19 protein-coding genes and 3 pseudogenes are annotated in these 24,744 nt (G+C 68.9%); 14 read left to right on the top strand and 8 right to left on the bottom strand.

What is annotated here, in order from left to right:
- Positions 1-851: 851 nt before the first annotated feature.
- Complete coding sequence (locus tag ACTMTI_RS50750) at positions 852-1,556, bottom strand: DUF4386 domain-containing protein (protein ID WP_441128093.1); 705 nt, start codon at positions 1,554-1,556, stop codon at positions 852-854.
- A 507-nt stretch (positions 1,557-2,063) separates the two neighbouring features.
- On the opposite strand from ACTMTI_RS50750, the gene ACTMTI_RS50745 reads away from it, so the two are divergent.
- Complete coding sequence (locus ACTMTI_RS50745; protein WP_441128092.1) at positions 2,064-2,798, top strand: polysaccharide deacetylase family protein; 735 nt, start codon at positions 2,064-2,066, stop codon at positions 2,796-2,798.
- 138 nt (positions 2,799-2,936) lie between these two features.
- On the opposite strand, the pseudogene ACTMTI_RS50740 reads toward ACTMTI_RS50745, so the two are convergent.
- The 3 genes and pseudogenes from ACTMTI_RS50740 to ACTMTI_RS50730 form a co-directional block, all read right to left on the bottom strand.
- Positions 2,937-3,044: pseudogene (locus ACTMTI_RS50740) on the bottom strand (IS5/IS1182 family transposase); the annotation flags it as partial.
- A gap of 189 nt (positions 3,045-3,233) precedes the next feature.
- Positions 3,234-3,686, bottom strand: a complete 453-nt coding sequence (locus ACTMTI_RS50735) for a transposase family protein (protein ID WP_441128091.1) — start codon at positions 3,684-3,686, stop codon at positions 3,234-3,236.
- A 307-nt stretch (positions 3,687-3,993) separates the two neighbouring features.
- A complete protein-coding gene (locus ACTMTI_RS50730) occupies positions 3,994-5,547 on the bottom strand; it encodes an FAD-dependent monooxygenase (protein ID WP_441128090.1) in 1,554 nt (517 codons plus the stop codon).
- 65 nt (positions 5,548-5,612) lie between these two features.
- On the opposite strand from ACTMTI_RS50730, the gene ACTMTI_RS50725 reads away from it, so the two are divergent.
- Positions 5,613-6,233, top strand: coding sequence for a PadR family transcriptional regulator (locus ACTMTI_RS50725; protein ID WP_441128089.1), 621 nt, complete (start codon positions 5,613-5,615; stop codon positions 6,231-6,233).
- A 240-nt stretch (positions 6,234-6,473) separates the two neighbouring features.
- Positions 6,474-7,139 carry a maltokinase N-terminal cap-like domain-containing protein gene (locus ACTMTI_RS50720; RefSeq protein ID WP_441128088.1) on the top strand — a complete coding sequence of 222 codons (666 nt, stop codon included), beginning with the start codon at positions 6,474-6,476 and terminating at the stop codon, positions 7,137-7,139.
- A gap of 365 nt (positions 7,140-7,504) precedes the next feature.
- Here the strand turns inward: ACTMTI_RS50720 and ACTMTI_RS50715 are convergent, their stop codons facing one another.
- Positions 7,505-8,398 carry a hypothetical protein gene (locus ACTMTI_RS50715; RefSeq protein ID WP_441128087.1) on the bottom strand — a complete coding sequence of 298 codons (894 nt, stop codon included), beginning with the start codon at positions 8,396-8,398 and terminating at the stop codon, positions 7,505-7,507.
- A gap of 141 nt (positions 8,399-8,539) precedes the next feature.
- On the opposite strand from ACTMTI_RS50715, the gene ACTMTI_RS50710 reads away from it, so the two are divergent.
- Together ACTMTI_RS50710 and ACTMTI_RS50705 are read left to right on the top strand one after the other, a co-directional pair.
- Positions 8,540-9,052, top strand: a complete 513-nt coding sequence (locus ACTMTI_RS50710) for a SigE family RNA polymerase sigma factor (RefSeq protein WP_441128086.1) — start codon at positions 8,540-8,542, stop codon at positions 9,050-9,052.
- Positions 9,039-9,794, top strand: a complete 756-nt coding sequence (locus tag ACTMTI_RS50705; protein ID WP_441128085.1) for a hypothetical protein — start codon at positions 9,039-9,041, stop codon at positions 9,792-9,794. The genes ACTMTI_RS50710 and ACTMTI_RS50705 overlap by 14 nt, the downstream gene beginning before the upstream one ends.
- 325 nt (positions 9,795-10,119) lie before the next feature.
- On the opposite strand, the gene ACTMTI_RS50700 is transcribed toward ACTMTI_RS50705, so the two are convergent.
- Positions 10,120-11,145 carry a Gfo/Idh/MocA family oxidoreductase gene (locus tag ACTMTI_RS50700; RefSeq protein ID WP_441128084.1) on the bottom strand — a complete coding sequence of 342 codons (1,026 nt, stop codon included), beginning with the start codon at positions 11,143-11,145 and terminating at the stop codon, positions 10,120-10,122.
- Positions 11,142-11,945, bottom strand: coding sequence for a TIM barrel protein (locus ACTMTI_RS50695; protein ID WP_441128114.1), 804 nt, complete (start codon positions 11,943-11,945; stop codon positions 11,142-11,144). Before ACTMTI_RS50695 ends, ACTMTI_RS50700 begins: the two co-directional genes overlap by 4 nt.
- A gap of 148 nt (positions 11,946-12,093) precedes the next feature.
- Here ACTMTI_RS50695 and ACTMTI_RS50690 point away from each other — a divergent pair, with 148 nt between their 5' ends.
- The 3 genes from ACTMTI_RS50690 (at position 12,094) to ACTMTI_RS50680 (ending at position 19,071) form a co-directional block, all read left to right on the top strand.
- Positions 12,094-13,146, top strand: coding sequence for a LacI family DNA-binding transcriptional regulator (locus tag ACTMTI_RS50690; RefSeq protein ID WP_441128083.1), 1,053 nt, complete (start codon positions 12,094-12,096; stop codon positions 13,144-13,146).
- Between the two features lie 1,390 nt (positions 13,147-14,536).
- A complete protein-coding gene (locus tag ACTMTI_RS50685; RefSeq protein ID WP_441128082.1) occupies positions 14,537-15,865 on the top strand; it encodes an SWIM zinc finger family protein in 1,329 nt (442 codons plus the stop codon).
- Positions 15,862-19,071: a DUF7824 domain-containing protein gene (locus ACTMTI_RS50680; protein WP_441128081.1), complete on the top strand. Its 3,210-nt coding sequence runs from the start codon at positions 15,862-15,864 to the stop codon at positions 19,069-19,071. The genes ACTMTI_RS50685 and ACTMTI_RS50680 overlap by 4 nt, the downstream gene beginning before the upstream one ends.
- Positions 19,072-19,255: 184 nt before the next feature.
- Here the strand turns inward: ACTMTI_RS50680 and ACTMTI_RS50675 are convergent.
- A pseudogene (locus ACTMTI_RS50675) lies at positions 19,256-19,519 on the bottom strand (transposase family protein); the annotation flags it as partial.
- 157 nt (positions 19,520-19,676) lie between these two features.
- On the opposite strand from ACTMTI_RS50675, the gene ACTMTI_RS50670 reads away from it, so the two are divergent.
- From ACTMTI_RS50670 to ACTMTI_RS50645, 6 genes and pseudogenes are all read left to right on the top strand, one after another.
- Positions 19,677-20,597 carry a cyclase family protein gene (locus ACTMTI_RS50670; RefSeq protein ID WP_441128080.1) on the top strand — a complete coding sequence of 307 codons (921 nt, stop codon included), beginning with the start codon at positions 19,677-19,679 and terminating at the stop codon, positions 20,595-20,597.
- Between the two features lie 27 nt (positions 20,598-20,624).
- Positions 20,625-20,984 (top strand): hypothetical protein, encoded by a 360-nt coding sequence (locus tag ACTMTI_RS50665; protein WP_441128079.1) that lies wholly within the window; start codon positions 20,625-20,627, stop codon positions 20,982-20,984.
- 411 nt (positions 20,985-21,395) lie between these two features.
- Positions 21,396-22,913, top strand: a complete 1,518-nt coding sequence (locus ACTMTI_RS50660; RefSeq protein WP_441128078.1) for an RtcB family protein — start codon at positions 21,396-21,398, stop codon at positions 22,911-22,913.
- A gap of 245 nt (positions 22,914-23,158) precedes the next feature.
- Entirely contained in the window at positions 23,159-23,389 is a 231-nt protein-coding gene (locus tag ACTMTI_RS50655) for a hypothetical protein (protein ID WP_441128077.1), read from the top strand.
- An 86-nt stretch (positions 23,390-23,475) separates the two neighbouring features.
- Positions 23,476-23,934 (top strand): annotated as a pseudogene (locus ACTMTI_RS50650) (IS1634 family transposase); the annotation flags it as partial.
- A 579-nt stretch (positions 23,935-24,513) separates the two neighbouring features.
- Complete coding sequence (locus ACTMTI_RS50645) at positions 24,514-24,687, top strand: hypothetical protein (protein WP_441128076.1); 174 nt, start codon at positions 24,514-24,516, stop codon at positions 24,685-24,687.
- The last annotated feature ends 57 nt before the right edge of the window (positions 24,688-24,744 follow it).

Genomic DNA, 24,744 nt, shown 5'->3' with positions numbered 1-24,744 from the left:
CACCTTCGCCTTCGAATGCTGGGTGCTTTCTGCTCTGTCCGGTCGATGCGGCGGGCCTGCTGCAGGGCCCGCACCAGCGGGCTTGTTACGGGTCACGTCAGCGCCTGGGATACGGGCTCCGGCCGCCGACGGGATGGTGAACATCACCTACCGGCCGATCACGGTCAAGGGCGTGCCGGCGATGTTGTCTCTGGGGCGGTCGAGGAGCGAAGTCGTACTGAGAGATGTGGATCCGCAGAGGTTGAATCCGTGCGCCGGCGTCGGCGCCGTTGGACGGGCGCAGGAAGGCGGAGGACGGGATCGAGTCGTCTGCCGACGCGGCCGGCCACTCAAGCTCCCTTCGTCAGACAGGCGGGCCTGCCGGACACCAAATCGCTCACCTGCAACGGGTAAGCGCTTTCCCAAGTGCGCTTGGAGTGAAGCACAAGGTGGCGGAGATGAGAAGTCCCGGACAGGCGGAACACCCCCTCGGCTCGCCATCCGGGCAGGTCAAATCGCCCTCTTGAAGGCAGCCCGAGTTGCAGCGTCCTCTGAAACTTTCATTTGCGGCTTGGTGAAGCTCGAAGGTGGAACCGTTCCGATGGCTTTCAGTCAGCGGCGGCGTCGAGGTGTTCACCGCACCACAGCACTGGCGCAGAGGTATGCCGCCGGCGGAGGCTCAGGCCCACGCACTGGACGTGGCCGGCACGCGGGTGGCATCACATGCTGAGGCCTTGGCACCGCCCCTGGTCGACATGGTGACAGGCAAGGTGATCACACCGGCGACTCATACACGAGTATCTGCAGGTCGCACGACGTGACCGAGTTCTCGGCACCCACAGCCGTCGCAACAAGTTGCGACGACGTGCACGTCAGCCGCGCCGGCCGTCGTGCTGGTGGCCCGTAGTCAATGTCTTTGTATCGAATCCTCTTGTGATCAGCCACATGGCCAAGACCAAACTCTGTAGGGCCAGTGGTGCATTTATGGCTAGGTAGAGTGGCGTGACGACATCAGCCAGGCGAAACAGTACCAAGAAGCTTGCCAACATAGCTGATCCGACCCCGACAAGTCCCCACGCGGATAACCAACGAGGGACAAATCTCGACCGATATAGAATACAGAAAAACAGGAGATCCCCGAGGCTCAGCGAGATGATCAATGCGACATGATTAACCAAGTCGCGCGCTGTCCGCAGCAACTCACCCAAGGCCGCCAGGTGGGATGCACCCAAAGCGCCGGCTTGGGCATTTTCCTGACCCAACACAAGAAACAAAGGCAAGAAAATCACGCCTATGAAATGGAACGTCGCCGCGATCAGTCTGAATCCAAGGAAGCCCAGACTGAGCGCTTCATTCTCCATCCTCAATGTCGGATACAGGCACAGTGCAAACCCAACATAGGCGGGGATCATGATGAACTGAGAAATTGCACCGACGATGACCTGGCCCTCATGTGCAGAAATGGCATCGAGATAGTTCGGCTCCTCAAGAGCGGGAACCACACTTAGCACACCGGCGATCATGCCCACGATGACCAGTGCGCCCGCAATTGCGGTTGCCCGCCTGCTTGTATTCATGAACACTTTTCCCGTATCCGTCGGCGCGGGCCGGCCTCGCTCTCCCTTACGCCTGTAAGGACGCTGTCGACGCTACCCTTACAAGCGTAAGCCTGCAAGGGGTCTGCTGCAGAAAGAGGTCCGGGTGCCGGAGCGTCGACACCCCTCCCACCCACCGCTCAGCCGACAGCGCGTGATCAAGGCAGCGGTGGCCCACGCCGACGAGCGGGGCGTCACGGCGGTCAGCATGCGCAATGTCGCAGAGCGAGCAGGTCGGTGACGTTCCTGCTGTTCAGGCCGGTCCGCCTCGATCCAAAGTCGTCCGTACCAGCGGCTCCCCAGAACGGCCTTCCGTAGACGCCGACGAGAAGCCAGGACCAGGGCAAACAGGCACGACGGCCGGAAGCACGCGCTCCGAGGGCCCGGGCCTTACAAGTCATAACAGAATGCTTGCGTGGGCGGCTCCCGCCCTTGGTTGTGTGTAGACGCGGCTACGGGGTTCCCGGGCTTGTGATTGCATGATCACCCATGAACGCAGCAGCAACGACCGTGCGGAGAAGATGGCTCAAGCTTCTTGCGGCTCTTCTCGCCATCCTCCTCCTAGGAGCGATAGGCCTGTATCAGCTAATGAACGCGCGGACCTTACAACTGGCAGGAGACCTGATCGACCGCGTAGCCACCGACGAGAAGGTCGTCGCCCTGACATTCGACGACGGCCCTGACGAGCACACCCCCGAGATCATCGACATCCTTGCCGAGCAGCGTGTCCGCGCGACGTTCTTCGTCATCGGCTCCCAGGTCGAGGCTCGGCTGCAGGACGCGCAGGCGCTGGCCGGCAAAGGGCATGAGCTCGCCAACCACACCTACACTCATCGGCGGATGGTGTTCGTCTCCCCATCCACCGTGGCGAGCGAGATTGAGCGCACTGATGCGGCCATCCGGATGGCGGGGCAGCGCGGCGAGATCCTGTTCCGTCCGCCGACGGGCAAGAAATTGCTTGTCCTACCGCTGTATCTGGCCGACAACCAGAGGCACACGGTCATGTGGGACGTGGAGCCGGACTCCGGTACGACTCCCACCGCCGCCGAGATCGTCACAGCTGTGCGCGAGGAGACAAGGCCAGGATCGATCATCTTGCTCCACCCTTGGTACGCGAGCGGGCGGAACACTCGCGAGGCCATCAAAGGCCTAGTCGTGGGCCTCCGTGACCAGGGATACCGATTCGTCACGGTCTCAGAGCTGCTCGCTTTGCAACGTCGTTGATCTGCGATCTGGCCCTTCGTCTCGTTGCATGGCCTCGTTAAGGTCCTAATACAAAGATCAGCGAACGAGGCGGCGCCAGCAGATGATCGCGGCGGCGAGGGTCATGAAGGCTTCGTGGATGTCGTCGCGGACCTCCCAGCGGATACGCAGGCGGCGGAACAAGTGCAGGAGCGCGATCGTGCCAACCCAGCGGTGGCGCAGCCGCCGCCAGCAGGTCATCCCGGAGCCGAAGCCCAGCTCCTGGGGTCCGGCACGATCCACGGCAGCTGCTCGCCCTTCTTCACACGAAGATCAACGACCAGTGGCCGCACGAGACGGGGTCCCCGCAGCAAACGGCGAAAATCCAACGGATTAAGGTCTGACCTGCGGGTTCTCGCGTTCTACGATTCTTGTTGATCATCTCCGCTACGGGGACCGAGAGAAACACGTGAAGCGCTAGTCGAAGACGCGGTCGACGACGGCAGCTTGCTCGGCTGTGCCGGCGCGGAAATACCGAGCCGAGGTGTCGAGGGAGGCGTGGCCGAGGAGGGCCTGGACCTGAGCGACGTCGGCACCGCCTTCGCGGAGCCTGGGCGTCGATCTGCTCCAGCACGCGCCGCACGTCGACTCATCCGGTGGTTGCCAGTGCCCGCTCAGTGGGTCACGCCGGACTCCCCGGACGGCCATGACCTGGGCGGGTGCCTCGGCGATCCACTCGCCGATCGCGGCGAACGATCGCGATCCGGCCAGCACGGCCACCGAGGCGAGGGCCAAGAGCGAGGCCAGCGTGTGGCGGACACCGCGCGGGCCGCGAGGATCGGAGATGCGCTGGAAGGCGTTCCAGCAGGCTGACGCAGTCGGCGGCCGAGGCGGCCATCGGCGCCTGTTCGACAAGGTGGCAGAGGACATCACTGAACGGCGATGATGACGGAGCAGGTACGGTCTTCTCAGGTGATCATCTGGCGTAGAGAACCTCATGATCTCGAAGGTCGTGCATGTTCACTTACCCACCTGCACTCCCAAACGGCCCGCGGCATTGCCGGACTGCCACTCCTTGAACACGGACACCCATGCCGTCAACATCACCTCGCCGGGGCCCTGCTCCGTCAGCAGCTATCGCGATGCCCTGCCGCCAACTGGCCTGCTGATGCAGCGTGTGCGTACTGTGCGGTCCGGTGAGGAGCCCGGCCGACGATCCGTGCAGTCTCGTAGGGCGTCAGTGGAGGACGCGGTGGAGGGCGTCGGCGAGCTGAGCCCCAGGGTCGGCCGTAGCGCCCTCGGTGCGCCAGGCCACGTAGCCGTCCGGACGGACCAGGACCGCGGCGGCGTCGCCGTAGCGCTCCCGCCAGGCGTTCTCGAGGTCGATCAGGTCCGCGCCGACGCGGTACGCGCGCAGGCCCTCGACCTTGTCCGCTGCTCTCGCCCAGGCCTCGCCGCTTGCGGGCCCGCACAGCAGGACGAAGGAGTCGTGGAACAGGTCGTGCACGCCGATCCGACGCCCGTCCAGGTCGAGCCATAGGTGTGGGGCTCGGACCCCGGGCTGAGCGGGCTGCTCCACGGTGTCGCCGAACACCGTCTCGTGCTCCGCCCCGAGCGTCGCCGTGGACCGGTATCGCTGGCCCAGGATGCACAGGATCGCGTCCATCGGATCATGCTCGGGAGGGGAGCTCAGCCTAGCCGCCTGGCTGCGTACGGTCAGGTCGGCCAGTTCCAGCGCGACGGGACGACGCTCGGCCTCGTAGGTGTCGAGCAGTGCGTCGGAGGCTCGGCGGGCGAGCACGGCGGCGAGCTTCCACGCCAGGTTGTGCGCGTCCTGCACCGCGGAGTTCGCGCCCATGGCGCCTGCGGGCGGCCACACGTGGGCGGCGTCGCCGACGAGGAACACACGGCCGTCGCGGAACCGGTCGGCGACGCCCACCGACTCCGTCCACGCCGCCTTGCTGACGATCTCCACCGGCACGTCGCGCCCGATGAGGGCTTTGGCTGCGGCGGCGCAGCGCTCGTCGGAGAAATCGGCGGGCGACTCCTCGGCGGGGTCGTAGCTCAGGGCCACACCCCAGTGATTCGGCAGGGCATGGGAAATGAACCCGCCTGAGGCTGCGGTGCCGGGGCCGCCGATGATCCAGAACAGTGCTCGCTTGGTGATGATGCCGGACAGATCGGCGCGGATGACGAAGGAGATGTTGTCGCGCAGGCGACGGAAGCCGCCGCGGGGGATGCCGAGCCGTTCCCTGATCGTGCCGCTGTAGCCGTCGGCGGCGATCACGTAGCGGGCTCTGAACGTGTGCCGCTCTCCGGTGGCGCGGTCCTCCGCTTCTACCGTGACGCCGTCGGCGTCGGAGGCGACGGCTGTGCACTGGGTGTTGAACAGGAGCTCAGCGCCGCGGTCGCGAGCGGCCGCAGCCAGGATCGGCTCGACCGAGCTCTGGTCGGCCATGCAGAACTCGGCCGCTGTCAGCTCGGGCAGCGCCCTGGGGAAATCCTCGGTGATGATCCACTGCCACTCGTCTGCGAGCGTGGTGCAGCGGGCCACGCCGCCTTCCTCCGCGAAGGGGCGGCCCGCCTCCGTGACGGCCTGCTCCAGGCCGAGCGGCCGATAGATCTCCATGGTGCGCTGGTTGATGCCGCGGGCGCGGCCCAGGATCGACGCGCCTGGGTGGCGATCCACCAGCACACACCGCACGCCCTGGTGCGCCAGGAGCAGGGCGGAGGCCAGGCCGGCGTAGCCTCCGCCGACGATCAGAACGGGTGTCTCTTTCAAAGTCGCCATGGCGGCATAGTTGCATTGCAACTAGTCTCAGGTCAACTAGTTTCTGTGAGGCTAGAATCAGGCGCGTGGCTCTCGATCGCGGCTCGCCGCTCGCTCTGACCGTCCTGGCCCTGCTGCTGTCCCAGCCGCTGCATCCGTACGGCATCCAGCGGCTGCTCCGGCAATGGGGCAAGGATCAGGTCGTCAACGTGGGACAGCGAGCCGGGCTCTACCGCACCATCGACCGGCTGGTCGCGGAAGGCCTGGTCAAGGTCCGCGAGACCGGGCGCGACCAGCAGTACCCCGAGCGGACCACGTACGAGATCACCGACAAGGGCCGGGCGACGCTGCACAAATGGCTGGACGACATGCTCAGCACGCCGAAGCAGGAGTTCCCGCAGTTCCCCGCGGCCCTGTCGAGCGCGCTGATGCTCCTCCCCGGCGAGCTGAGCGACGCCCTTACCCGGCGCGAGCAGGCGCTTACCGAGACACTGGCGAGGCTCGACGCGAGCCTGGCGGCCGGTGCCGGGCTGCCGCGCATCACGATCCTGGAGATCGAATATCTGCGTGCGGTGACCGCTGCGGAGGCGCAGTGGGTCCGCGCGGTCGTCGACGACCTCTGCGCGGGACGCCTCACCTGGTCGCACGAGGAACTGGCCGCGCTCGCCGCCGTGCGTGACCGGTCAGGCGGGACCTCCATCCGTTAGGGATCGTGACGAACCGTAGCGGAGATGATCAACAAGAACCGTGGAACGCGAGAACCCGCAGGTCAGGCCTTAATCTGTTGGATTTCCGCCGTTTGCTACGGGGACCCGAGACACGACCCTAGATCATTTTGTTAGTAGCTCTTAGGCCTGTCTCGTGGGTCTTGCCGGCTGAAGAACCGCTCTTCCAGCAGATGGGAAGATCTGAAGATCGTCCCCGCTCAACGGAAGAGAATCCTCGGCATGGCCGTCATCCACCACACCGCCCTCAAGCCGACCAAGCTGGAACTGCTCACCTCCTGGCTCCCCTCCCGGCCGTGGTACCACGGCGGCACGGGCGGACCAGAATTGGCCAAGGCCGGCGGCTTCCGGCTGGACGACCCCCAGGGTGAGGTCGGGATCGAGTTCATGGTGGTCACCGACACCTCCGGCACTCACTCGACCAGCTACCTGGTGCCGCTCACCTATCGCGGTGCCCCGCTCGACGGGGCGGAGCACGCCCTCGTCGGCACCATGGAGCACGGGGTGCTGGGGCGGCGCTGGGCCTACGACGGCTGCCACGACCCGGTGCTGGTCGCCCAGTTGCCGGCCCTGATCGAGGGCCGGGTCCAGGCCCAGGACCAAAACACCAGCGACACCCCCGACCGGGAGGTCACCCGCTCCTACCTCGGTGACGGCCTCGCCCCCACGAACTTCACCACCACTGCCACCGACGACCAAGAGGGCACTGAGCTGCCTGCACCGCATGATACGGCCCTCCGCTTGCACCGGATCCTGCGTCCCGCCCCGGGCAACGCGCCACTCCTTCCACCGGAAGCGATTGGCCACGTCGCCGGCTCCTGGCACATGCCGGATGGCACCCGCGCGCGGGGGCTGTTCGTTGTCTTGCACACCGGCCCTCGTGCCTAGGTCTCAGCGAGGGGCGAGTCCATGGACCAGATGATGGACGGCTTCGCCACGGGCATTGGATAGCTGGTCCTACAGCATGTTCCTGATCGGCCCCGGCAGTGCGCCTGCCGGTAATTTCATCCGCCCAGGCCATGGCATTGTGAGAGCTTCGCGTGGCGTGCGCGAGCTCCAGCCACCAGGAGAGGCAAACGCAACCCCACTCCACCTGTACCGCGTCAGAACGCCATCGCGATCGCCACACCGGTGAGTTCCCCCGCGGCGCGGTCCGTGGCCAGCTCGGCAAGGGCGGATGGCAGGCCGCACGAACGGTGATTGACCAGGAAGTCGACCGACCGCCGTACCGTCGCCGAGACCTACTCAGCGCTCTAGGGAAGGGCTGGGACGGCGGGCTGGGAGTTGGTCCAGCCGACCTCGACCAGCGTCTCGTTGTAGGTTTTGCCCCCGAGCGTCTTGCCGTTGAACGTGACCGTCTGGTCCCGCGAGAGCAGCACCATCTTGCCGGTGTCGACGATCAGTCTGATCTTGGCCGAGCCCTTGTTCTTCTCCTTGCCCGTCCTGTCGATCAGGATGGCGGCGCCGGATCTGCCCAGGGTGTCCTTCGCGTTGCCGTCGGCGCGGACGTCCGGCATCGTCAGCAGCGCCTGGTAGGCGGCGGCGCGGACCTCCTTCGGCGCGGGAATGTCGTGCAGGATCTCCGGCAGGGTGTTCGTGACCCAGCCGTCGAGGGAGCCGACCGGCACGCGGCTGACCTGACCCGCCCTCTTGAGCCAGTCCTTCAAATTGTTCGGGTCGGCGGGCAGGCGCTGGACCTCGTCGTACGTCAGCCGCTGCATCGCGAGGTGGAACGAGTTCTCATTCCGTACGGGGCTCAAGCTGCCCTTGGAGGGTTCGGTGGACAGCTTCACGGTCTTGCCGTCGATCGATTCGCTCCACTTGGCCGGGGAGCCGTCACGCTGCCACGCCTTCTTGTCCGCCGCGGTCTTCGGCAGCGTCCCGAGCTCCCGGAACCCGACCCACGTCCTGCCGTCGGGCGCGGTCCAGCGTTCCAAGATCCGCCGCTGGACCAGCGAGTAGGGGTCCGGCTTGGAGCCGAACCGCCAAGGGTGGGTGGTCGTCATCAGCGCCCTGGAATGCCAGTAGGCGCCCTCGGGCGGAGCCGCCGCGGCCGCCGCCGGCGCGCCCAGGAGAGCGGTGGCGCCCACGACCAGGCCGATGCCCAGGGAGATCAGCGGCCGAATCGGTGCGATCGCGAACTTCATATGGTTCCTCCGTGGATTCGAAGTGACGATCTGCAATACGCCTGGGACCGCCGGATGGTTGCCCGCGAAATGTTCTTCGCCGGCGGGCAACGCTTGGGACGGCCGAGGCGTATTAGGAGGCGTGAAATCGGACAGACAGCCGTGAGCGGCGTGGAACACGACTTCGGCGCCTTCGTGGCCGCACGTGCCACGAGCCTGCTGCGGGTGGCCTATCTCGCCTGTGGTGACGAGACAGAGGCCGAAGACCTGCTGCAGACAGCGCTGGAGCGTACGTACAGGAACTGGGACAGGGTGCGCCACGACAGCCCCGAACCCTACGTGCGCCGTGTCATCGTCAACGCCGCCATCAGCCGCGCCCGACGCCGGGCGATCCTCAGCATCATCCCGATGAACAACCCGCCCGAGACGTCCGCCCACGCGACCGACGCCGACCTGCGCCACGTGCTCATGGAGGCACTGCGCGCCCTGCCTCCCAGGCAACGCGCGGTGATCGTCCTACGGTACTGGGAGGACCTCAGCGAGACGCAGACCGCCGAGGTGCTCGGATGCGCGGTCGGCACGGTCAAGAGTCAGGCGTCGAAGGCCATGGCCAAGCTCCGTTCGGCGCTCGGCCGGGAATCAGTGGAAGGAGTGATCAGGAATGCCCACGCTTGAGGAGGAGATCCGCCGGCTCATGGCGGACGAGACCGCGAGGCTGCACGCCGCGCCCGACCTGGCGGAGCGGGTGATGCGCTCCTCCCGCAGCAAGCGGAAGAGGGCCAAGGCCGCGGCGGTGGCGGCGTCGGTGGCCGTCGCCGCCGCCGCGCCCATCGGGTACCTGACCATCGGCTCGGTGGCCACGACCGGGCAGGAGCCCACGATCACCGCGGCACCGGAGCCCACGACCTCTACGGTGCTGGAGCCGCCCGCCATCGATGACACCCCGCCGGTGCCGTCCGACCCGCCAGAGCTCGGCGACCTGGGCGACGGGAAGGCGTTCGGGCACGTCAAGGTGGGGTACCTACCCGAGCGGCTGCAGTGGTCGAACTGGTCGGTGGACTTCGGCGACCGCTACTCGACCTCGTACAACTTCGATGGCGACAAGAACGGCTCCTACTGCGTCCAGATCTACATGTACGAGGAATCGGCCGTCCAGGAGGTCGACGACCGGATCCAGCAGTACCGCGACGAGGGTGACGGCGAGGAGGTGACCATCGGCGGCCAGACCGGCTACCTGGTCATCCAGAACGTGGGTGAGGACGGGATGAAGGGCACCCCCACGCTCTTCCTCAGGATGGGCGACAGGCAGCGCGCCGAGATCATGTTCAGCCCCACGTACGCCAAGGAGTTCTCCGGCGCCGAGGCCGTCAGCGCCGAGCTGAAGAAGATCGCGGAGGGGCTCACCTCCACCCTCTGACCTCCCTCAGAACGCCGGCCGTCTGCGCCTCGTGCCGCCGTCGCGCAGGTGGCCGTCTTCCCTACGCTCCTGGCCCATGACCAGATCTCGCCGAGGCACCGCAGCCGTCCGCCTGACCCGGACACCGTCTCCGTGGGGCGTGACGACCGTCGCGACATCGTCTCCGCCTCCCGGAGGACTCCGGCCAGACCTTCTCGATCCCCCGCCCCACCCGGCGGTACGCGGTCGGCCGGGACGTCTGCAGCTCTGCCGGCTCCGTGTCCGCGCCTCTGGTCAGTGCCGGCGCTCACGCCGGATCCACGGCCGATCGGCTGCCGTGGTGAGGTCACGGGTGTTCGAGATCGCTGATGCGGACGGGGCCGCTGGTGGTGACCGACTCGACGGCGGCCAGGGCGATGGACAGGGCAGCGCGGGCGTCCTCACCGGTGACCGAGGGGGTGCGCCCGCTGCGGACCGCATCGGTGAAGTCGGCGAGTTCGGCCACGTAGGCGTCGCGGAAGAGGTCCTGGTCGTAGGTGACGCACTCGGCGGCGACCCCGTCCGGGCCGTACGCGGTCAGGTGGCTCCTGCGGATGTCGCCCACGGTGAGCATGCCGGCCGACCCGAGGACCTCGCCGCGTACGTCGTAGCCGTAGACGGCCTGGAAGCTGGCCTCGGCGGTGGCAATGGCGCCGTTGTCGAAGCGGATGGTGACCACGGCGGTGTCGAGCAGGCCGCCGGCTTTGAAGTCCGGGCGGATCAGGGCGTCGGCCATGGCGAAGACCTCGACGGCCACGGCGCCGGGGTTGAGGTAACGCAGGGTGTCGAAGTCGTGGATGAGGGTCTCCAGGAAGATCGTCCACGGCGGGATGCGGGCGGGGTCGGCCAGCTTGGGGTCACGGGTGAGGGAACGCAGCAGTTGGGGCGTGCCGATGCCGCCAGTGGCGATCTTGTCGTGGGCGGCGCGGAAGCCGGGGTCGTAGCGGCGATTGAAGCCCACCTGCAGCGGCACGCCCGCCTTGGCGGCGGCGGTGATGGCGCGGTCGGCCTCGGCGAGGGTGACCGCCATGGGTTTCTCGCAGTAGACGGCCTTGCCCGCCTGAGCGGCCGCTTCGACGAGGCCGGCGTGGGTGCGGGCTGGGGTGACGATCACTACGGCGTCGATGTCCGGATCGCGGAGCAGCTCGCCTACGTCGGTCGTCGCCTTGGGGCAGCCGAGCCGGTCGCCGAGGCGCTGCGCGGCGCCGGGGACCGGGTCGGCCAGGGCGGCGAGCCGGACACCCGGGAGGCGGTGGGAGAGGGTCTCGGCGTGGAAGGAGCCCATCCGTCCGGTGCCGAGGAGGCCGACGGCGAGAGGCTGCCGGGTAGTCATGCGCATGTCTCCGTACTGTCGTCAGGGGTGAAGGCGGAGCGGAAGCGCTCCAGGGCGAGGTCGCTGTCGCCGGAGGCCCACGCCTCCATGGCGACCGTGCCGTCGTAGCCGAGGTCCGCCAGGGCACGGGCGACGGCCGGATAGTTGATCTCCCCGGTTCCCGGCTCGCGGCGGCCGGGCACGTCGGCCACCTGGATCTCGCCGATCAGGCCCGCGGCGTGGGCCCGGCGGACCAGCTCGATGAGGTTCCCCTCGCCGATCTGCGCGTGGTACAGGTCGAGGTTCATCCGCAGCCCCGGCCGGTCCACGGCCGCGACCAGGGCGAGGGTGTCTGCGGCCGTTGCGAACGGCACGCCGGGGTGGTCGACGGCGGTGTTGAGGTTCTCCAGCGTGAAAACCACTCCCGTCCGCTCGCCCAGCTCGGCAAGGCGGGTGAGCGTACGGTGGGCGGCGACCCACATCGGGCCGGTCGCCTCGGCCACCGGCACCACCGGCAGACCCTTGCCGTCGAGGCCCGTGCCGTGCAGGTTCAGCCGGGGGCAGCCCAGCCGCTCGGCGGCCTTGACCGACTCCTCCGCGGTGCGCAGCAGCTCCGCCGCCCCCTCCTCGTCGGTCAGGCTGCCGCGGAGGTAGCCCGTCATCGAGGAGAAGACCGCCCCGGTACGCTCCAGGGCCGCCAGGTCGTGCCGGCTCCAGTCCCAGATCTCGACCTGGAAGCCGACGTCGTGGATGCGCCGTGCCCGCTCCTGGATCGGCAGGTCGAGGAAGATCATCTCGGCGCAGGCCGCCAACGTGTACATCGTCACCCGCTCGTCTATAACGTTCTAGTCTTTCAGAAGTAGGCCAGCAGGCAGAACGCCTTGTCAAGGGGTGCGGCGCCGGTGATTAGAACGTTGCAGTATGCTGCAGCAGCGCCTTCATAGGACGGCTCCACCAAGGAGGGCAGCAGTGCCACGAACCCCCGCGCGCTCGGAGGGGAAACGACCAACCCTGGCCGACGTCGCGGCACGGGCGGACGTGTCCACGGCGCTGGTCTCCATCGTCATGCGCGGGGCCAAGGGCGCCAGCCCCGGCACGCGCGAGCGGGTGCTGCAGGCCGCGAGGGAGATCGGCTACCGGCCGGACGCGCGGGCGCGGCTGCTGCGCAGCAACCGCTCACGGCTGCTCGGAGTGCAGTTCGGGCTCCAGCACCCGTTCCACGCCGACCTGGTGGAGGGCATCTACGCCGCGGCCGAGCCGGCCGGCTACCAGGTCGCCCTCAGCGCCGTCACGGCCGCCCGCAACGAGCGGCACGCCGTCGAGACCCTGCTCGCCGATCGCTGCGAGGCCCTGATCCTCCTCGGCCCGCAGGTCCCGGCCGCGCAACTGGCCGAGCTCGCGGCCCAGCTGCCGGTCGTGTCCGTGGCCCGCCGGCTACGCGGGACGGCGGCGGAGGTGGACGTCGTACGGACCGCCGACGACGAAGGCGCCCGTCAGGCCGTCGACCACCTGGTGGCCCTCGGCCACCGCGACATCGCCCACATCGACGGCGGCCGGGCGCCGGGCGCCGCCGAGCGGCGCCGCGGCTATCGCACCGCCATGAGCCGTCACGGCCTGTTCGGCCAGGTCCGGCTCCTGCCCGGCGGGCTGACCGAGGAGGACGGTGCGGCGGCCGCCCGTGCCCTGCTCGACGGCAGTCCCCGGCCGACCGCCGTCCTGGCTTTCAACGACCGCTGCGCCACGGGCGTCCTGGACACGTTTCTCCGTGCCGGCCTGGCCGTTCCCGGCGAGATCTCGGTCGTCGGCTTCGACAACAGCCGCCTGGCCCGCCTGGCCCACATCGACCTCACCACCGTCGGGCAGGACATCCCGGGCCTGGCGAGACTGGCAGTGGAGCGAGCCATCGCGCGACTGGAGGGCGAGCCGGTGGCCGTCAAGGAAATCGTCATCGCCCCGCGTCTCATCGTCCGCGGCACCACAGCCGCCGCTCCCGGTGTCCCGGCGAGCAACGACCGCGTGTGATGGTCAACGGTCGTGATCAGCAGCCGTTCCCGGAAGCCGCCGGGAACGAACATGTGACCGCCGCCGCCATATGCGCGTGGGCTCCAGATCGCGAGCGGGCTACACCCCGTCCAGGTCGGCCGCGTCGTGCCGCCCGGCGACGACGAGACGCAGGCGGACGCCACCCCCGAGACGCCGAAACCCCGCGCAAGACCGGCAAAGACCGGACGGTCAACATGAGGTCGGGCGCCGCCGCGTCGGCGTCCGGGCCGACAGCATCGTCGGCGACATCAACATCCAGATGTGAGACGGACAGCATGCGCACATACCCGCATCCCGACGTGCTGACTAAAGGCGTCCGCGAGGCTGGGCTGACCCGTGCGACGACACCACCCAGATAGGTAACGCGTTCGAGGGCGTGCCCGGCTCCGATCTCAGGTGCTTACGTTGACGCGAAATAGCCGGTATATGCCCTCCTAGCGCCCTGTTCTCGGACTGCGTGCGGCATGAGGATGAAGCGCGTACGCCAAGCTGAAAGGCACAAAAGGAAGCGCAGTGGGCAAATTCACAAGGACTCTGGTTGTGGCAGCAGCCGGCGCGCTGGTCCTCACAGGTACTGCCACCTCGGCGCACGCCGAAGTATGGAATTGCGCAACGGATATCGCGGACAACAACGTGGCTTGGGGATCGTGCGGGAGCGGGTTCGGGACCTACCGCGTCGCCGCTAAGTGCAACTCCGCGCACTACCCCTACACGCGAACGATCGTTGGCCACTGGGTGAACAAGGTGTCTGGCTCGCCAGGACCAGCGTCTACCGCAAGCGGCGACGCTCAGGGCTGCCATGTCGTCAAGGCTTGGGTCCAGGTGGCGTAAAGCCCCACACGCCCGCACAATGCCGAGGGTGGCCGGGGCTAGTGTGGACCCGGGCAAACTGCGCTGACCGCGCCGAGCCCCGGCCGCGAATGAAAGCGGCGAGGGCTCATTGCGGCCTTCTGATCCCCCGTTCCTTTCCGGGCCGCTTGTCGATACCCCGCGCTCGGGGGCGCACGGGGGATCGCCGATCTTGGGCCTGGGCGTACAGGGAACGGGGGAGAGGATCGTTTCGCGCCGTATTGGAACGGTACGGGGCAATGGTGGCATATGGCTCGAATTTTAGAGCTCTTGTGCTCGTTGAAGTGCTGTCTCCACAAAGGCGTAGTGCTCTTCGAGGTCCATAGACCGTTCCTTGTGGGCTCGTGGGTCTGCCTGAGGAGTTGGTGCAGCTTGGTCTTCACGTCAGCGCGGCGACCGTACGGCGGATCCTGCGATGCCGAGGAGATGAAAGATCACTGTGAACATCCACGCCCTCGCCGGACGAACGACGATGCGCTGCCGCGCCGGTTTGTCGGTGGGGCGATCTATCGTCCCGGCCATGACTTCAGCGACGCAGGCGTACACGTACGCCGCGCCCTCCTCCCTTGTCGACGGTCGTCTCGGATTGGCGACCTCCGGTGGGCGGGCCCTGTCCGGCCCGGCCGTGGCCCCCCGGTTCTTCAGCGGCGTGGTGACCCAGGCGGCCCCCGCCGCGGCGGGCCTGCTGGGCATCGCCGATGTGGCGCTGGCCCGCTACCACCAGCCGCAGGCGCGGCCCGGCTGGGTGCGGGACCCGGTGGTGACGTGCAACGGAGACCGGTTGCGGTTTGAATCGTTCTCGGCCTGTGGCGGCGTGTATGCCCGGCTTGATCTGCTGAATGGCACGCTCGACGGCGAGGTGTTCGACCGGGGCACCACCAACGTCGACGTGAACGCGCCGCTCCGGGAGGCGCTGGCGCGCATCGGCGCGCGTGACCCGTTGCACCTGGGGGTAGGCCTCGACGAGCTGGTCGTGACCACGATGGACGGCGCGGTGGTGGAGAAGAAGGTGCCGCTGCCCGAACGCTGGTTACGCGGATTCGCCGAGGTGCAGGTCATCGCCTCGGGCATGGACCAGCGCGGTGAGCTGACTGGCATGGCGGCGGTGCGGTTCCTGCGCGGGCTGCCCAAGAAGGGCACGGTGTGGGTGGCGCAGGCGGGGCGGGAGCTGAAGGTCTCCGCTCGTCAGGTTCCGGGCTCGGTCCAGCTCGCCGGCCCCAACCGGCTCGGCACCCTCCTGCCGCTGCTTCGCTTCGCGAAGTCCCTCCGGGTGTACGGCCCGGCCGACGCCGCCTCCAGCGCCTGGGAGCTGGAGCTTCCGGGCATGCGCTACACGCTCACCCTCTCGCCCGAGCGCTGGCGCGGCTTCTCCGGCGAGGGCGCGGTGCTCGACGACCTGGCCACCGACGAGGCCGAGAACGACGCCGACGTGGTGGGGATGCTGCTCAACTTCGAGCCCGAGGTCGAGATCGGCCTGCTGGCCGGCCGAGCGGGCATCCCCGCCGACCGGGTGCGGGCCGCGCTGACGCAGCTCGGCGTCGCCGGCCGGGTCGGCTACGACCTGTCGGAGGCCGCTCACTTCCACCGTGAGCTGCCCTATGACAAGGACAACGTGTTCCTGCTCAACCCGCGGCTGGCCAAGGCGCGCAAGCTCGTCGACGCGGGCGCCGTGCGCCTCGAAGGCGAGTTGGCCACCGTCCGCACCTCGGGCGGCGCGCGCCGGGTCTCGCTGACCGACGGCTCCTGCACCTGCGAGTGGTGGTGGGACCATCGCGGCTCCCGTGGGCCGTGCAAACACGTGCTGGCCGCCCGGATCGTCGCCCGCGCCGCCGTGGAGGTCTCCCGATGACCCTCTGGACGGAGATCTGCGACCTGGTCACTCGCAACCAGGTCACCCGCCTGGCCGACCGGCTGGTCAGGCTCACCGAGGAGGAGCGCGCCGACCTGGGCGGGCGGTTGCCCGGCCTCGTCAAGGAGGTGCGCCGCGCCCGCACCGAGCAGGTGCGCGCCCAGCATCCCGACGACTTCGAGGAGATGGCCTCCTGGGAGGTCGGCGACCTGCTCGACGAACTGGCCGGCGCGCTGCTGCTGACCGGTGTCGGCGTCATCACCGGCCCGGCGGCCGCCGTGACGTGGATGACCGGCCGCGACGTCAACCGCCGCTGGGCCGAGGACCCCGACGTCGCCCAGGTGTGCCGGGTGGCGGCCACCCGCCCCTTGGAGTGGCGTCGCGATGTCGCGGTCCGGCTGGCCCGGCGGGTGCGCCGTCCCGCCGACCGCATCGCGCCGCTGGCCGTGGCGCTGCTGCGCGAGTCCGGCGCCGTGCCGCCCGACCACGATCCGCTGGTGGCCGCTTGGCTGGCCGCGCCGAGCGTGTCCGGTGACCCGCTGACCCCCGTGCTGCTGCCTCGTGTCTTCGACGCCGATGGCGCGGGCCGCGCCCTCCGTGACGAGCGGCTGGAGCCTCAGCCAACCCGCTGGCTGGCCGCCGCCGCCCGCGAGCTGCCCAGGGAGCAGGTGCTCGACGGTTGCGTGGGGCGTTTCCTGCGTGGCGGCGAGGCGCAGGACCTGCGTTTCTTCGTCCGGCTGCACACGCTCCTCGACCCCACGCCCGCGGAGTCCGCGCCTCGCCTGCGTGACTACCTGCGACTGTTGCCGTCGGCTCCGGGCACGGTCGCCGAGCTGGCCGCCGGGCAGGTGCGCGGGGCGATGCCGCTCGACCACGCGGACCTGGTCGAGGCGGTCGACGCGCTCACCTTCCGGGACGAGGCCAAGCTCGCCGCCACGGGCCTGCGCTGGCTCGACCAGGCGATCCTGGCCACGCCCAAGGCGGCCGCCGACTTCGTGACCGCGCTGACCACGGCGTACGCGCACAAGTCCTTCGACGTGCGCAACCGCGCGGTCGAGCTGACCCTGAAATACGCCGATCTGTTCGCCGACCACGCCGAGGCGATCCTCGACGGCGTCCGCCACCTCCCCGCCGGCCTGGGCGCGAAGCTGGCCGAGCGGTTCGGCGGGGAGATCCCGGTCGAGGAACTGCTGGAGCAGAAGGACTTCCCGCCGCTGCCCGAGGTTCCGGAGGCGCGGCGGTTCCCCGAGCCGTCGATCTTCCCTGGCTACCACGAGCGCTGGATCGGCCAGGAGCGCTGGCTGGCGGCCTTCGTCGCCGGGATCGCCGGCGACCGGTCGGAACTGCGCCGCAAGCTCAAGCCCCACGTCGAGCAGGACCAGGGTTACTGGCGGTCCAGGGAGGTGCGCCTCGACCCCGACGACTGGCAGTCGGCGCTGTCCGCCGAGCTCGTCACCCCCGGCAGCGTGCCGGAGCTACCGCCGATCGGGCCGGAGAAGTTCTGGGACGACGGGAGCCACTCCGTGCGAGTACGCGTCCTCACGCGTGGTGAGGAGCCCGCCCCGGAGCCGTCGCCCCGGCGGATCATGGTGGGCGGCGCCTACCGGCCGGGCCGCTATCTCGACGACGACACCCCGCTGCGCGCCTTCTTCATCACCTGGACCAGCGACGACGGCCCGGACGGGGCGGTGGCCCAGGAGGGCGACCGGCAGATCCCCTTCGCCAGGGGCCGGATCCACCTGTACGGCTCCCCCACCGACGTCGAGCAGCCGCGGTATTACGGCGCCGACGACGAGGACGAGGAGATCTACGACGACAGACTGCCGGATCGCCTCCGTCCGGCGCGGACGAGGCCTGGCGTCTTGTACGACGACTCCGTAGAGGCCATGCCGTCCTTCATCCTCGACCGTGCCTACGAGCGCATGGCCGAGCTCGGCGTGGACCCCGCCCGGATCGCGGCGATGCGGGCGGAGGAGCGGGTACCCCCGCCACGCCCAGGCGAGCCGCTCGTGGAGGTGACCGTCGTCTTCGTCCCACCCCGGCTGCGTTCCTTCATGCCCAAGGAGTTGCCCGAGCACGACGAGTGGCGGCGGCGTAACCAGCTGCCCCACCCCAATCGCGTCTCCCCGCCCCACGATTTCCTGCTGCACCGCTACGCGGAACTCGCCGAGGCCCTCCGAAACGGCACCCTGCCGCCCGTGCTGCTGGCCACGCCGACCTGGATGAGCGGCCACCTCGACCCCGATGTGCTGGTCGACCGGCTGGAGACCTGCGCCGCCGCCGGAGTGGAGCCGCCCCTGGCCGACCTGGCGCAGGCGCTGCTGCGATTGCCCCGGGGCAGCCACCAGGCCGCTGCCGACCGGGCCGCCAAGGTCCACTCGGAGGCGGCGCGCTCGGCCGTCCGCTGGCTCGCCGGTGACGGCATGGCCGACCCTGAGTGCGGCCACGTATGGCGCCACATGGTGGACGCGTCCATGGTCGAGTTCGGCGACGGCGAACCGGAGCACTTCACCGAGGTCAGGCTGCAGCCGGTGTTGCGCGTGACGGCCCCGACCGGCCATCGGCTGATCGACGAGGTGCTGCTGCGTCAGCCGTTCGATTGGACGGTCGACGAGTTCGGCAGCACGCTCCGGGCGTGGCCCGCCATGCTGCCCTCGCACCGCGAGGTCGTGGCCGTCAACTTCCTGCCCTTCCTGCTGCGCGGCCGCTGGGGCGCGGGAGTGACGCCCACGGAGATCACCGGCCTGGAGATCGCCCAGGGTCCGATGGGCGAGTCCACGGCAGTGATCCTCGCCTTCCTCCTGGCCGACAGCGTGCCCGGCATGATCCCGCTGGTCCTGAGCATGGCCGCAAGGGGCGAGCTGCCCGCCGAGGCGATCGGCCGCCAGCTCCCGCTGGTGCTGCGCCGCACCTGGCGGGAGACCCGCCCCGCCATCGCGGCCCTGACCGAGCTGGCCGACGCCGGCGGCCACCACGAGGTGTGGCGCATCCTGCGCGCCCTGCTGCCCGGGATGTTGCCGGGCGAGGGGCAGCGCATCACCGTGACCCACGCCGAACTCGTCGCCTTCGCCGCCGACGTGGCACGCTGGACCGGCGCGCGCGGGGAGATCCCGGTCGTCGCCGAGTTCGCGCGCAGCCGCCGGACGATCCGCTTCGTCCACGAGTGCAAGCGCCTTCACGCCCAGCTCACCGGAGCCACGTCATGAGCCTGCAGCCTGCCGTGGCTGATCGTCGGCGGGGAACGGGTGAGTGCTATCTGACACCCACACATCCTTTCTGTGCGGCTCGCCGCCGCCTTGACGAGCGGCGGCGAGCAGAGTCGTTACCAAAGAGGCCTTGATTACTGAGTGAACCTTTCCCTGTAACTGCTCATGGCGGTACGTGATTGCCTTACACGGTCCGTCCGTACTCCAGTTGAAGCAGGACGAGGGCTGCGGCGGCGATCTGGGTGATCCGGCTCGGGTCGAGGCCGACTCGGCGCAGGGCTTTGAATGTGGTCTTGAGCAGGGTGTTCGCCCGTTCGCCGATTCCATGGATGCCTCGCAGGAGCTGGTTGAACGCGCGCTGCGGCTCGGTGAGCCGGCCGTCCTTGGGCTTCTTGAACGGCATCCTGAACATCTCCCGGGCACCCTCGTATCCCAGGTCGGTGAGCGTGATCAGAGCGGTGCGGCGCTGCCGCAGCAGGTGCCTCACCACCCGTTACGCACAAAAGGAGAGGGCGGGATACCCTGCCTGCGGTGCCTCGAACCACGTGACCGGAGGAGTCGATGCTGGGATGACGGCAGGGCGACCGATGCCCACACAGGACGACGTGCTCAGCTACTTCAACACGCTGTCGAACTGGGGACGGTGGGGCGACGACGACGAGCTCGGCACTCTGAACCACATCACTGACGACGTCCGGCTGGCGGCGGCGCGGGCCGTGCGCCACGGCAGGAGCGTGTCGTGCGCATGGGAGGTTGCCGTACCGGAAGACATGGAGCGGTCGACGACGACGTGCCCGTGCGCCGCCGACATGCCGGGTGCCGAGGACATGCCGGTACCCGGATTCCGCAACGACCGGCGCTGGGGCTTTTCGTCCGAGCGGCTCGGCATCACGTTCCACGGCAACACCCTCACCCACGTCGACTCGCCGTGCCACATCTTCTGGGACGGCACGATGTACAACGGGCGGTCGCACTCGTTGGTCGACGCCGCAACGGGATCGGCGTGGGCGGCCGTCACGGCGGCGGCGAACGGGATCATCACGCGTGGTGTCCTGCTGGACATCGCGAGGGTCCGCGATGTGCCGTGGTTGGAACCGGGGCAGGGGGTGTTTCCCGACGATCTCGAGGAGGCCGAGCGTCGCCAGGGTGTGCGGGTGCGATCCGGCGATGCGGTACTCCTGCGGACCGGCTATGGCCGCGTCCGGCACGAGGCCGGTGAGGCCGGCGGTTTCACGCAGGCCGGCTGGCACGCGTCCTGCCTGCCGTGGCTGCATGAACGGGAGGTTGCGCTGATCGGCGCTGACACCCCCCAGGACGTTCAGCCGTCGGGGTACGAAGACGTGTTGATGCCGGTTCACGCCGTGAGCCTCGTCGCGATGGGTCTGTGGCTGCTCGACAACTGCGACCTGGAGGTGTGCGCGACGACGGCTGCCGAGCTCGGCCAGTGGGACTTCCACCTCGCAGTCGCGCCGGTCCGCTTCGCCGGTACGTCCGGCAGCCCGGTCAACCCGATCGCCACATTCTGACCGCGGTTCACGAGGGGGTGCGATGCCATGAAGGACCCGGCCCGCACCTGGAACGCGGTCGTGGTCGGTGAGGACACGCCGTGCCGCCCGCGCAGGAGGTCCTGGCCCTCGACGTTGCCGAGCTCGACCAGCGCAACCGGCGCGCCAAGGTGCGGCGCGGTCGACGCCATCGTGCTGGAGGAGCTCCACCGGTTGCTGAAGGAGAAGGACCAGCAGACGGCCACCATCAACGCTCGGGCCATTCCGGTGCTTGGCGCCGGCATCTTCCTCAACGGTGTCCCCGAGGCGCTGGCCGAGATTCCGTGGCATCTCGGGTGGCTCCTTCCATTCCTCGGCTTCGGCGCGATGGTGGCGGCCCTGCTCGGTTCAAGACGCTCACGCACGTGACCTGATGGCGCCCGAGGCGTGGGCCTGCAGGAAGATCGTCTGCTGGTTCATCCGGGCAGTGCGGGTTCGTCGATCTCCAGTCGGATGGCGTTCCACCGCCGCGTCGGTGAGCTGTTCGAGCAGGCCACCGCCGATCTGCCCGCTGCCGGGCGACCAACTCGCGTTCTTCAGGCGTGGGCCGCTCTGAGGGGGCCTCGGTGCAGCAATGCACCGGGGCTACCCGGCGAGCGAAGGGCCTAAATCCGTGGCGCGGGCGGAGCGTGCCGCACTACGGTTGGATACGCCTTCACCTCGCGGCTGCTGACCCACGAGGCCTGTGGCGACGGTCCTGTTCCGTCGTCTTCTGTGGCGCGCCCTCCACCGCGCGCCCCTCTTGCCATTCATTTCAGCAGCCCGAAGGACTTCACCATCATGCGTATCCGTCAGGATCGCCGTCTCGTCCGCCGTGACGAGCAGTGGCTCACTCTCCCGAACTCCTGGAACGTCCCCGTCGACATCTGCGCTGACGAGCGCGTCCCCCTCGAACCGGCGGCCGTCGACGAAGTGCTGTCCGTCCTGGAGACCGCCGATACCCTCGCCCGCCTCGCCGAGGCCGTACCCGGCCACGACGGCCCGCCGCCCCGCCTGACCCGCCTCGTCCTCACACCCGACTTCCACAAGGGCGCGGGCATCCCGATCGGCACGGTCATCGAGACCGAGGGCGCGCTACTCCCGCAGGCGGTCGGCAACGACGTCAACTGCGGTATGCGGCTGGAGGTCACCTCGCTCACCCTGGAGCAGGTACGGCCGCGCCTGGACGCCCTGGAACGGCGGCTGCGGCACTTGTTCTTCGAGGGCGGCCGCCGCATCGCCCTCACACCCGCCCAGCGGGAGGCCCTCCTGCGCGACGGGCTCCCGGGGCTCTTGCTCACCGGCGACGCCCCCTGGCAGGGCCACCAGCCGACCGACACCGAGGACTGCCTGGACCGCATGCACGCTCCGGCGCACCCGACCGGCACCGCCGAGGCGTTCGCCGACTGGATCACCAGCGCGGGCGGCACCGCGGCCGCCAGCCACGACAGCCTCATCGGCAGCATCGGCGGCGGCAACCACTTCGCCGAGCTGCAGTACGTGGCACGGATCCACGACCCCGCCGCCGCGTACGCGTGGGGCCTGACAGCGGGCGCGGTCGTGCTGATGGTGCACAGCGGTTCACTGTCGCTGGGGCACCAGGCCAACGCCACAGCGCTGGATCGGCTGCGCCAGACCTGGCCGCCGGGGTTGTCGCGGCCCCGCAACCAGATCCTGCCGTTCCTGCTGGACGAGCGTACGGCCGCCGCCCGGCGCCGTTATCTGGACGCGTTCGGCAACGCCGCCAACTTCGCCTCAGGCAACCGGTTCTTCCTCGCCCTCACCATGCGGGCCGGGCTCGCCGCCGAATGCGGTCAGACGACAGCGCGGCTGATCTACGACGCGCCGCACAACCTGTTCTGGCAGGAGGAGGACCGCGTCATCCACCGCAAAGGCGCGACGCCAGCGGGTGGTCTCGAGCAGATGACCGGCGGCCCGTACGCGATGTGGGGCGAGCCCGTGATCGTGCCCGGGTCGATGGGATCGTCCAGCTACCTGCTGCGGGGCCACGGCAACGCCCGCACGCTGGCCAGCGCCTGCCACGGCGCCGGACGGCGCGTCCCGCGCGGCGCCACCGCACGGGCCGGCGACCGTGACCTCGACGCGTTCCTGCGGGATTTCCACGTGGTCACGCCGCTGGACCACCGCGATCCGACCGTGGCGCGCCGCGCGGACGTGATCGCGGCCTGGCGGCGTGACCTCAAGCAGGAAGCCCCGTGGGCGTACAAGGACATCGGACCCGTGGTGTCGAGCCTGCACGCGGGAGGGGTGGCGGACCCGGTGGCCGAGCTGCGCCCGCTCCTCACCGTCAAGGGCTGACCGCCTACGGGTGGGCTGCCCTCACCGCGAGTACCAGTGACGGAGGGGTGATCAGCATGAGGCTGATGCCGTGCCTTGGAGAGCCGCTATGACGATCTGTTCCATCGAGGCCCTTCTGGCACGGCACGCCGCCGCTCGCGTACGGACCGTCGACAATCACATGTTCGCCGTCGAACGGCCTGGGTACGCTCCGGCGACCTTCCGCCTCCAGTTGTTGGACGGCCGCCGGGGTTCGCCCCGTTGTGGTGGTCACCCAGACCGAGCAGGAAGGAACCTCCCTGGTCAACGTTGCGGAGAGCTACGCCACGACGGTTTGGCGGCAGCTGTGTCCCGATGCGAGCGGGCCGCCCATCTGGATCCAGCGCCGGCTGGTGCCCGACGACAGCTTCAACCGGTTGGCGCTGGTCACCTTCACCAAGACCGCGCCGTTGAGCTATCGGAGCCTGAGCGGGCCGAGATCACTGCCGACGAGCTGAGGCGGCTCGTCGGCGCCGCGGTTGATCCCGGGCGCGGCGATGGGTACGCGTCGCGGCCGCCCGAGCTGGAAGCCCAACCGCGCTAGATCCGCCAGCAGAAGAACGGACACCTGGTGATCGACCGGGCCAAGGTCAAGGCCGAAGAGCGCCTGGACGGCAAGTATCTGCTGGCCACCAGCGATCCCGACATCAGCACCGAAGATGCCGCGTTGGGCTACAAGAACTTGCTGGAGGCCGAGCGAGGATTCCGGGACATGAAGTCCGAGCTGCTGCTCCGCCCGGTCTTCCACCGGCTCGAACACCGCATCCGCGCGCATGTGCTGATCTGCTGGCTCGCCCTGCTGCTGACCCGCGTCGCCGAACGCGGATGCGGGCAAAGATGGCCCCGGACCAACCGCGAACTGTCCCGTCTGTCCCAAGTCACCCTCGCCGGCCCGGCCGGAACGGTCGTCCACACCACCCCGCTACGACCCGCACAACGAGCCATCTACCAGGCGCTTTCCATCACACCACCGGCCCGGGTCTCGGTCTTCGAACCCGCCTGACCCGATCGGCAACCGGCCGCGGAGGGCGTAGACACACGACCCTCCCCGGCCCTACACGCGTTCCCCCAGGTCAACACTCAGATCCGGACTCACGTGTGACTACCGACTGCGGAACCCCGGCGATGCTGGCCTGCGGTTACGGTGGCGCTCGGGGCGGTTGACGATCTTTGCCGCGACGGTTCTTCCTGGTGGTGCTTCCGTTCTTCACGCTGACACGGAAGGACCTGGGTTCATCGACAACCTGCGCCGCGGCGGCGGCCGCAGCCGTTTGCAGCGCGGCGAACGCCACGCGCCGCGCGAAAGCGACGACATACCGCCGACATACCAGGCTGAACTACCATCGCTCCGCGTCCGCAGAGGCGCACGAGCAAGGTGAGAAACGAACCGGGTCAGCGCTCCTGTGGTAGGCACGGTCGGCCTTAGCGCTCCGCAGGTCTGCCGCTTCCGCCGTCACAGGGAGAAAGTAATTACAAGCATGCGTGAGATTGCGCACCGCGTCGCGTCCTGGGCGATCGGTGGTCTGCGATGGCCAGAAGGGGCTGCCCCAGGCCATCGAGCCGTTCTGGCAGCAAGCCGTGGTTGCGGATCGGCGTGGTGCACCTGCTCCATGCGTCGTTCCGGCGCGCCGCGCTCCAGCGCCGGGATGCCATGGGCAAGGCGCTCATGAGCTTGGCCCAGGAGGCAGGGGCCGCGAACGCCGGTCACCCGCCGGAAAACCCGCCCCGAACGCCTTTCACCTCCAAGGCCGTCTGACTCCGACCACCCGTAAGCCTCAGCTACGCCGTTCTCTGTCCAGCCAGCCCCCTTTGG

The sequence above is a fragment of the Nonomuraea sp. H19 genome, from assembly GCF_052068215.1.
Taxonomy (GTDB): domain Bacteria; phylum Actinomycetota; class Actinomycetes; order Streptosporangiales; family Streptosporangiaceae; genus Nonomuraea.
Note: the sequence above shows the minus strand (reverse complement) of the source record. Positions and strands in the feature narration are given on the sequence as shown.

Bases quoted from the DNA above. Each gene is read 5' to 3' on its own strand.
- ACTMTI_RS50730 (WP_441128090.1), bottom strand. From the start codon at position 5,547: ATGGCGACTTTGAAAGAGACACCCGTTCTGATCGTCGGCGGAGGCTAC.
- ACTMTI_RS50750 (WP_441128093.1), bottom strand. From the start codon at position 1,556: ATGAATACAAGCAGGCGGGCAACCGCAATTGCGGGCGCACTGGTCATC.
- ACTMTI_RS50685 (WP_441128082.1), top strand. From the start codon at position 14,537: ATGACTTCAGCGACGCAGGCGTACACGTACGCCGCGCCCTCCTCCCTT.
- ACTMTI_RS50700 (WP_441128084.1), bottom strand. From the start codon at position 11,145: ATGACTACCCGGCAGCCTCTCGCCGTCGGCCTCCTCGGCACCGGACGG.
- ACTMTI_RS50745 (WP_441128092.1), top strand. From the start codon at position 2,064: ATGAACGCAGCAGCAACGACCGTGCGGAGAAGATGGCTCAAGCTTCTT.
- ACTMTI_RS50660 (WP_441128078.1), top strand. From the start codon at position 21,396: ATGCGTATCCGTCAGGATCGCCGTCTCGTCCGCCGTGACGAGCAGTGG.
- ACTMTI_RS50715 (WP_441128087.1), bottom strand. From the start codon at position 8,398: ATGAAGTTCGCGATCGCACCGATTCGGCCGCTGATCTCCCTGGGCATC.
- ACTMTI_RS50695 (WP_441128114.1), bottom strand. From the start codon at position 11,945: ATGTACACGTTGGCGGCCTGCGCCGAGATGATCTTCCTCGACCTGCCG.
- ACTMTI_RS50665 (WP_441128079.1), top strand. From the start codon at position 20,625: ATGAAGGACCCGGCCCGCACCTGGAACGCGGTCGTGGTCGGTGAGGAC.
- ACTMTI_RS50705 (WP_441128085.1), top strand. From the start codon at position 9,039: ATGCCCACGCTTGAGGAGGAGATCCGCCGGCTCATGGCGGACGAGACC.
- ACTMTI_RS50680 (WP_441128081.1), top strand. From the start codon at position 15,862: ATGACCCTCTGGACGGAGATCTGCGACCTGGTCACTCGCAACCAGGTC.
- ACTMTI_RS50735 (WP_441128091.1), bottom strand. From the start codon at position 3,686: ATGTCCTCTGCCACCTTGTCGAACAGGCGCCGATGGCCGCCTCGGCCG.
- ACTMTI_RS50720 (WP_441128088.1), top strand. From the start codon at position 6,474: ATGGCCGTCATCCACCACACCGCCCTCAAGCCGACCAAGCTGGAACTG.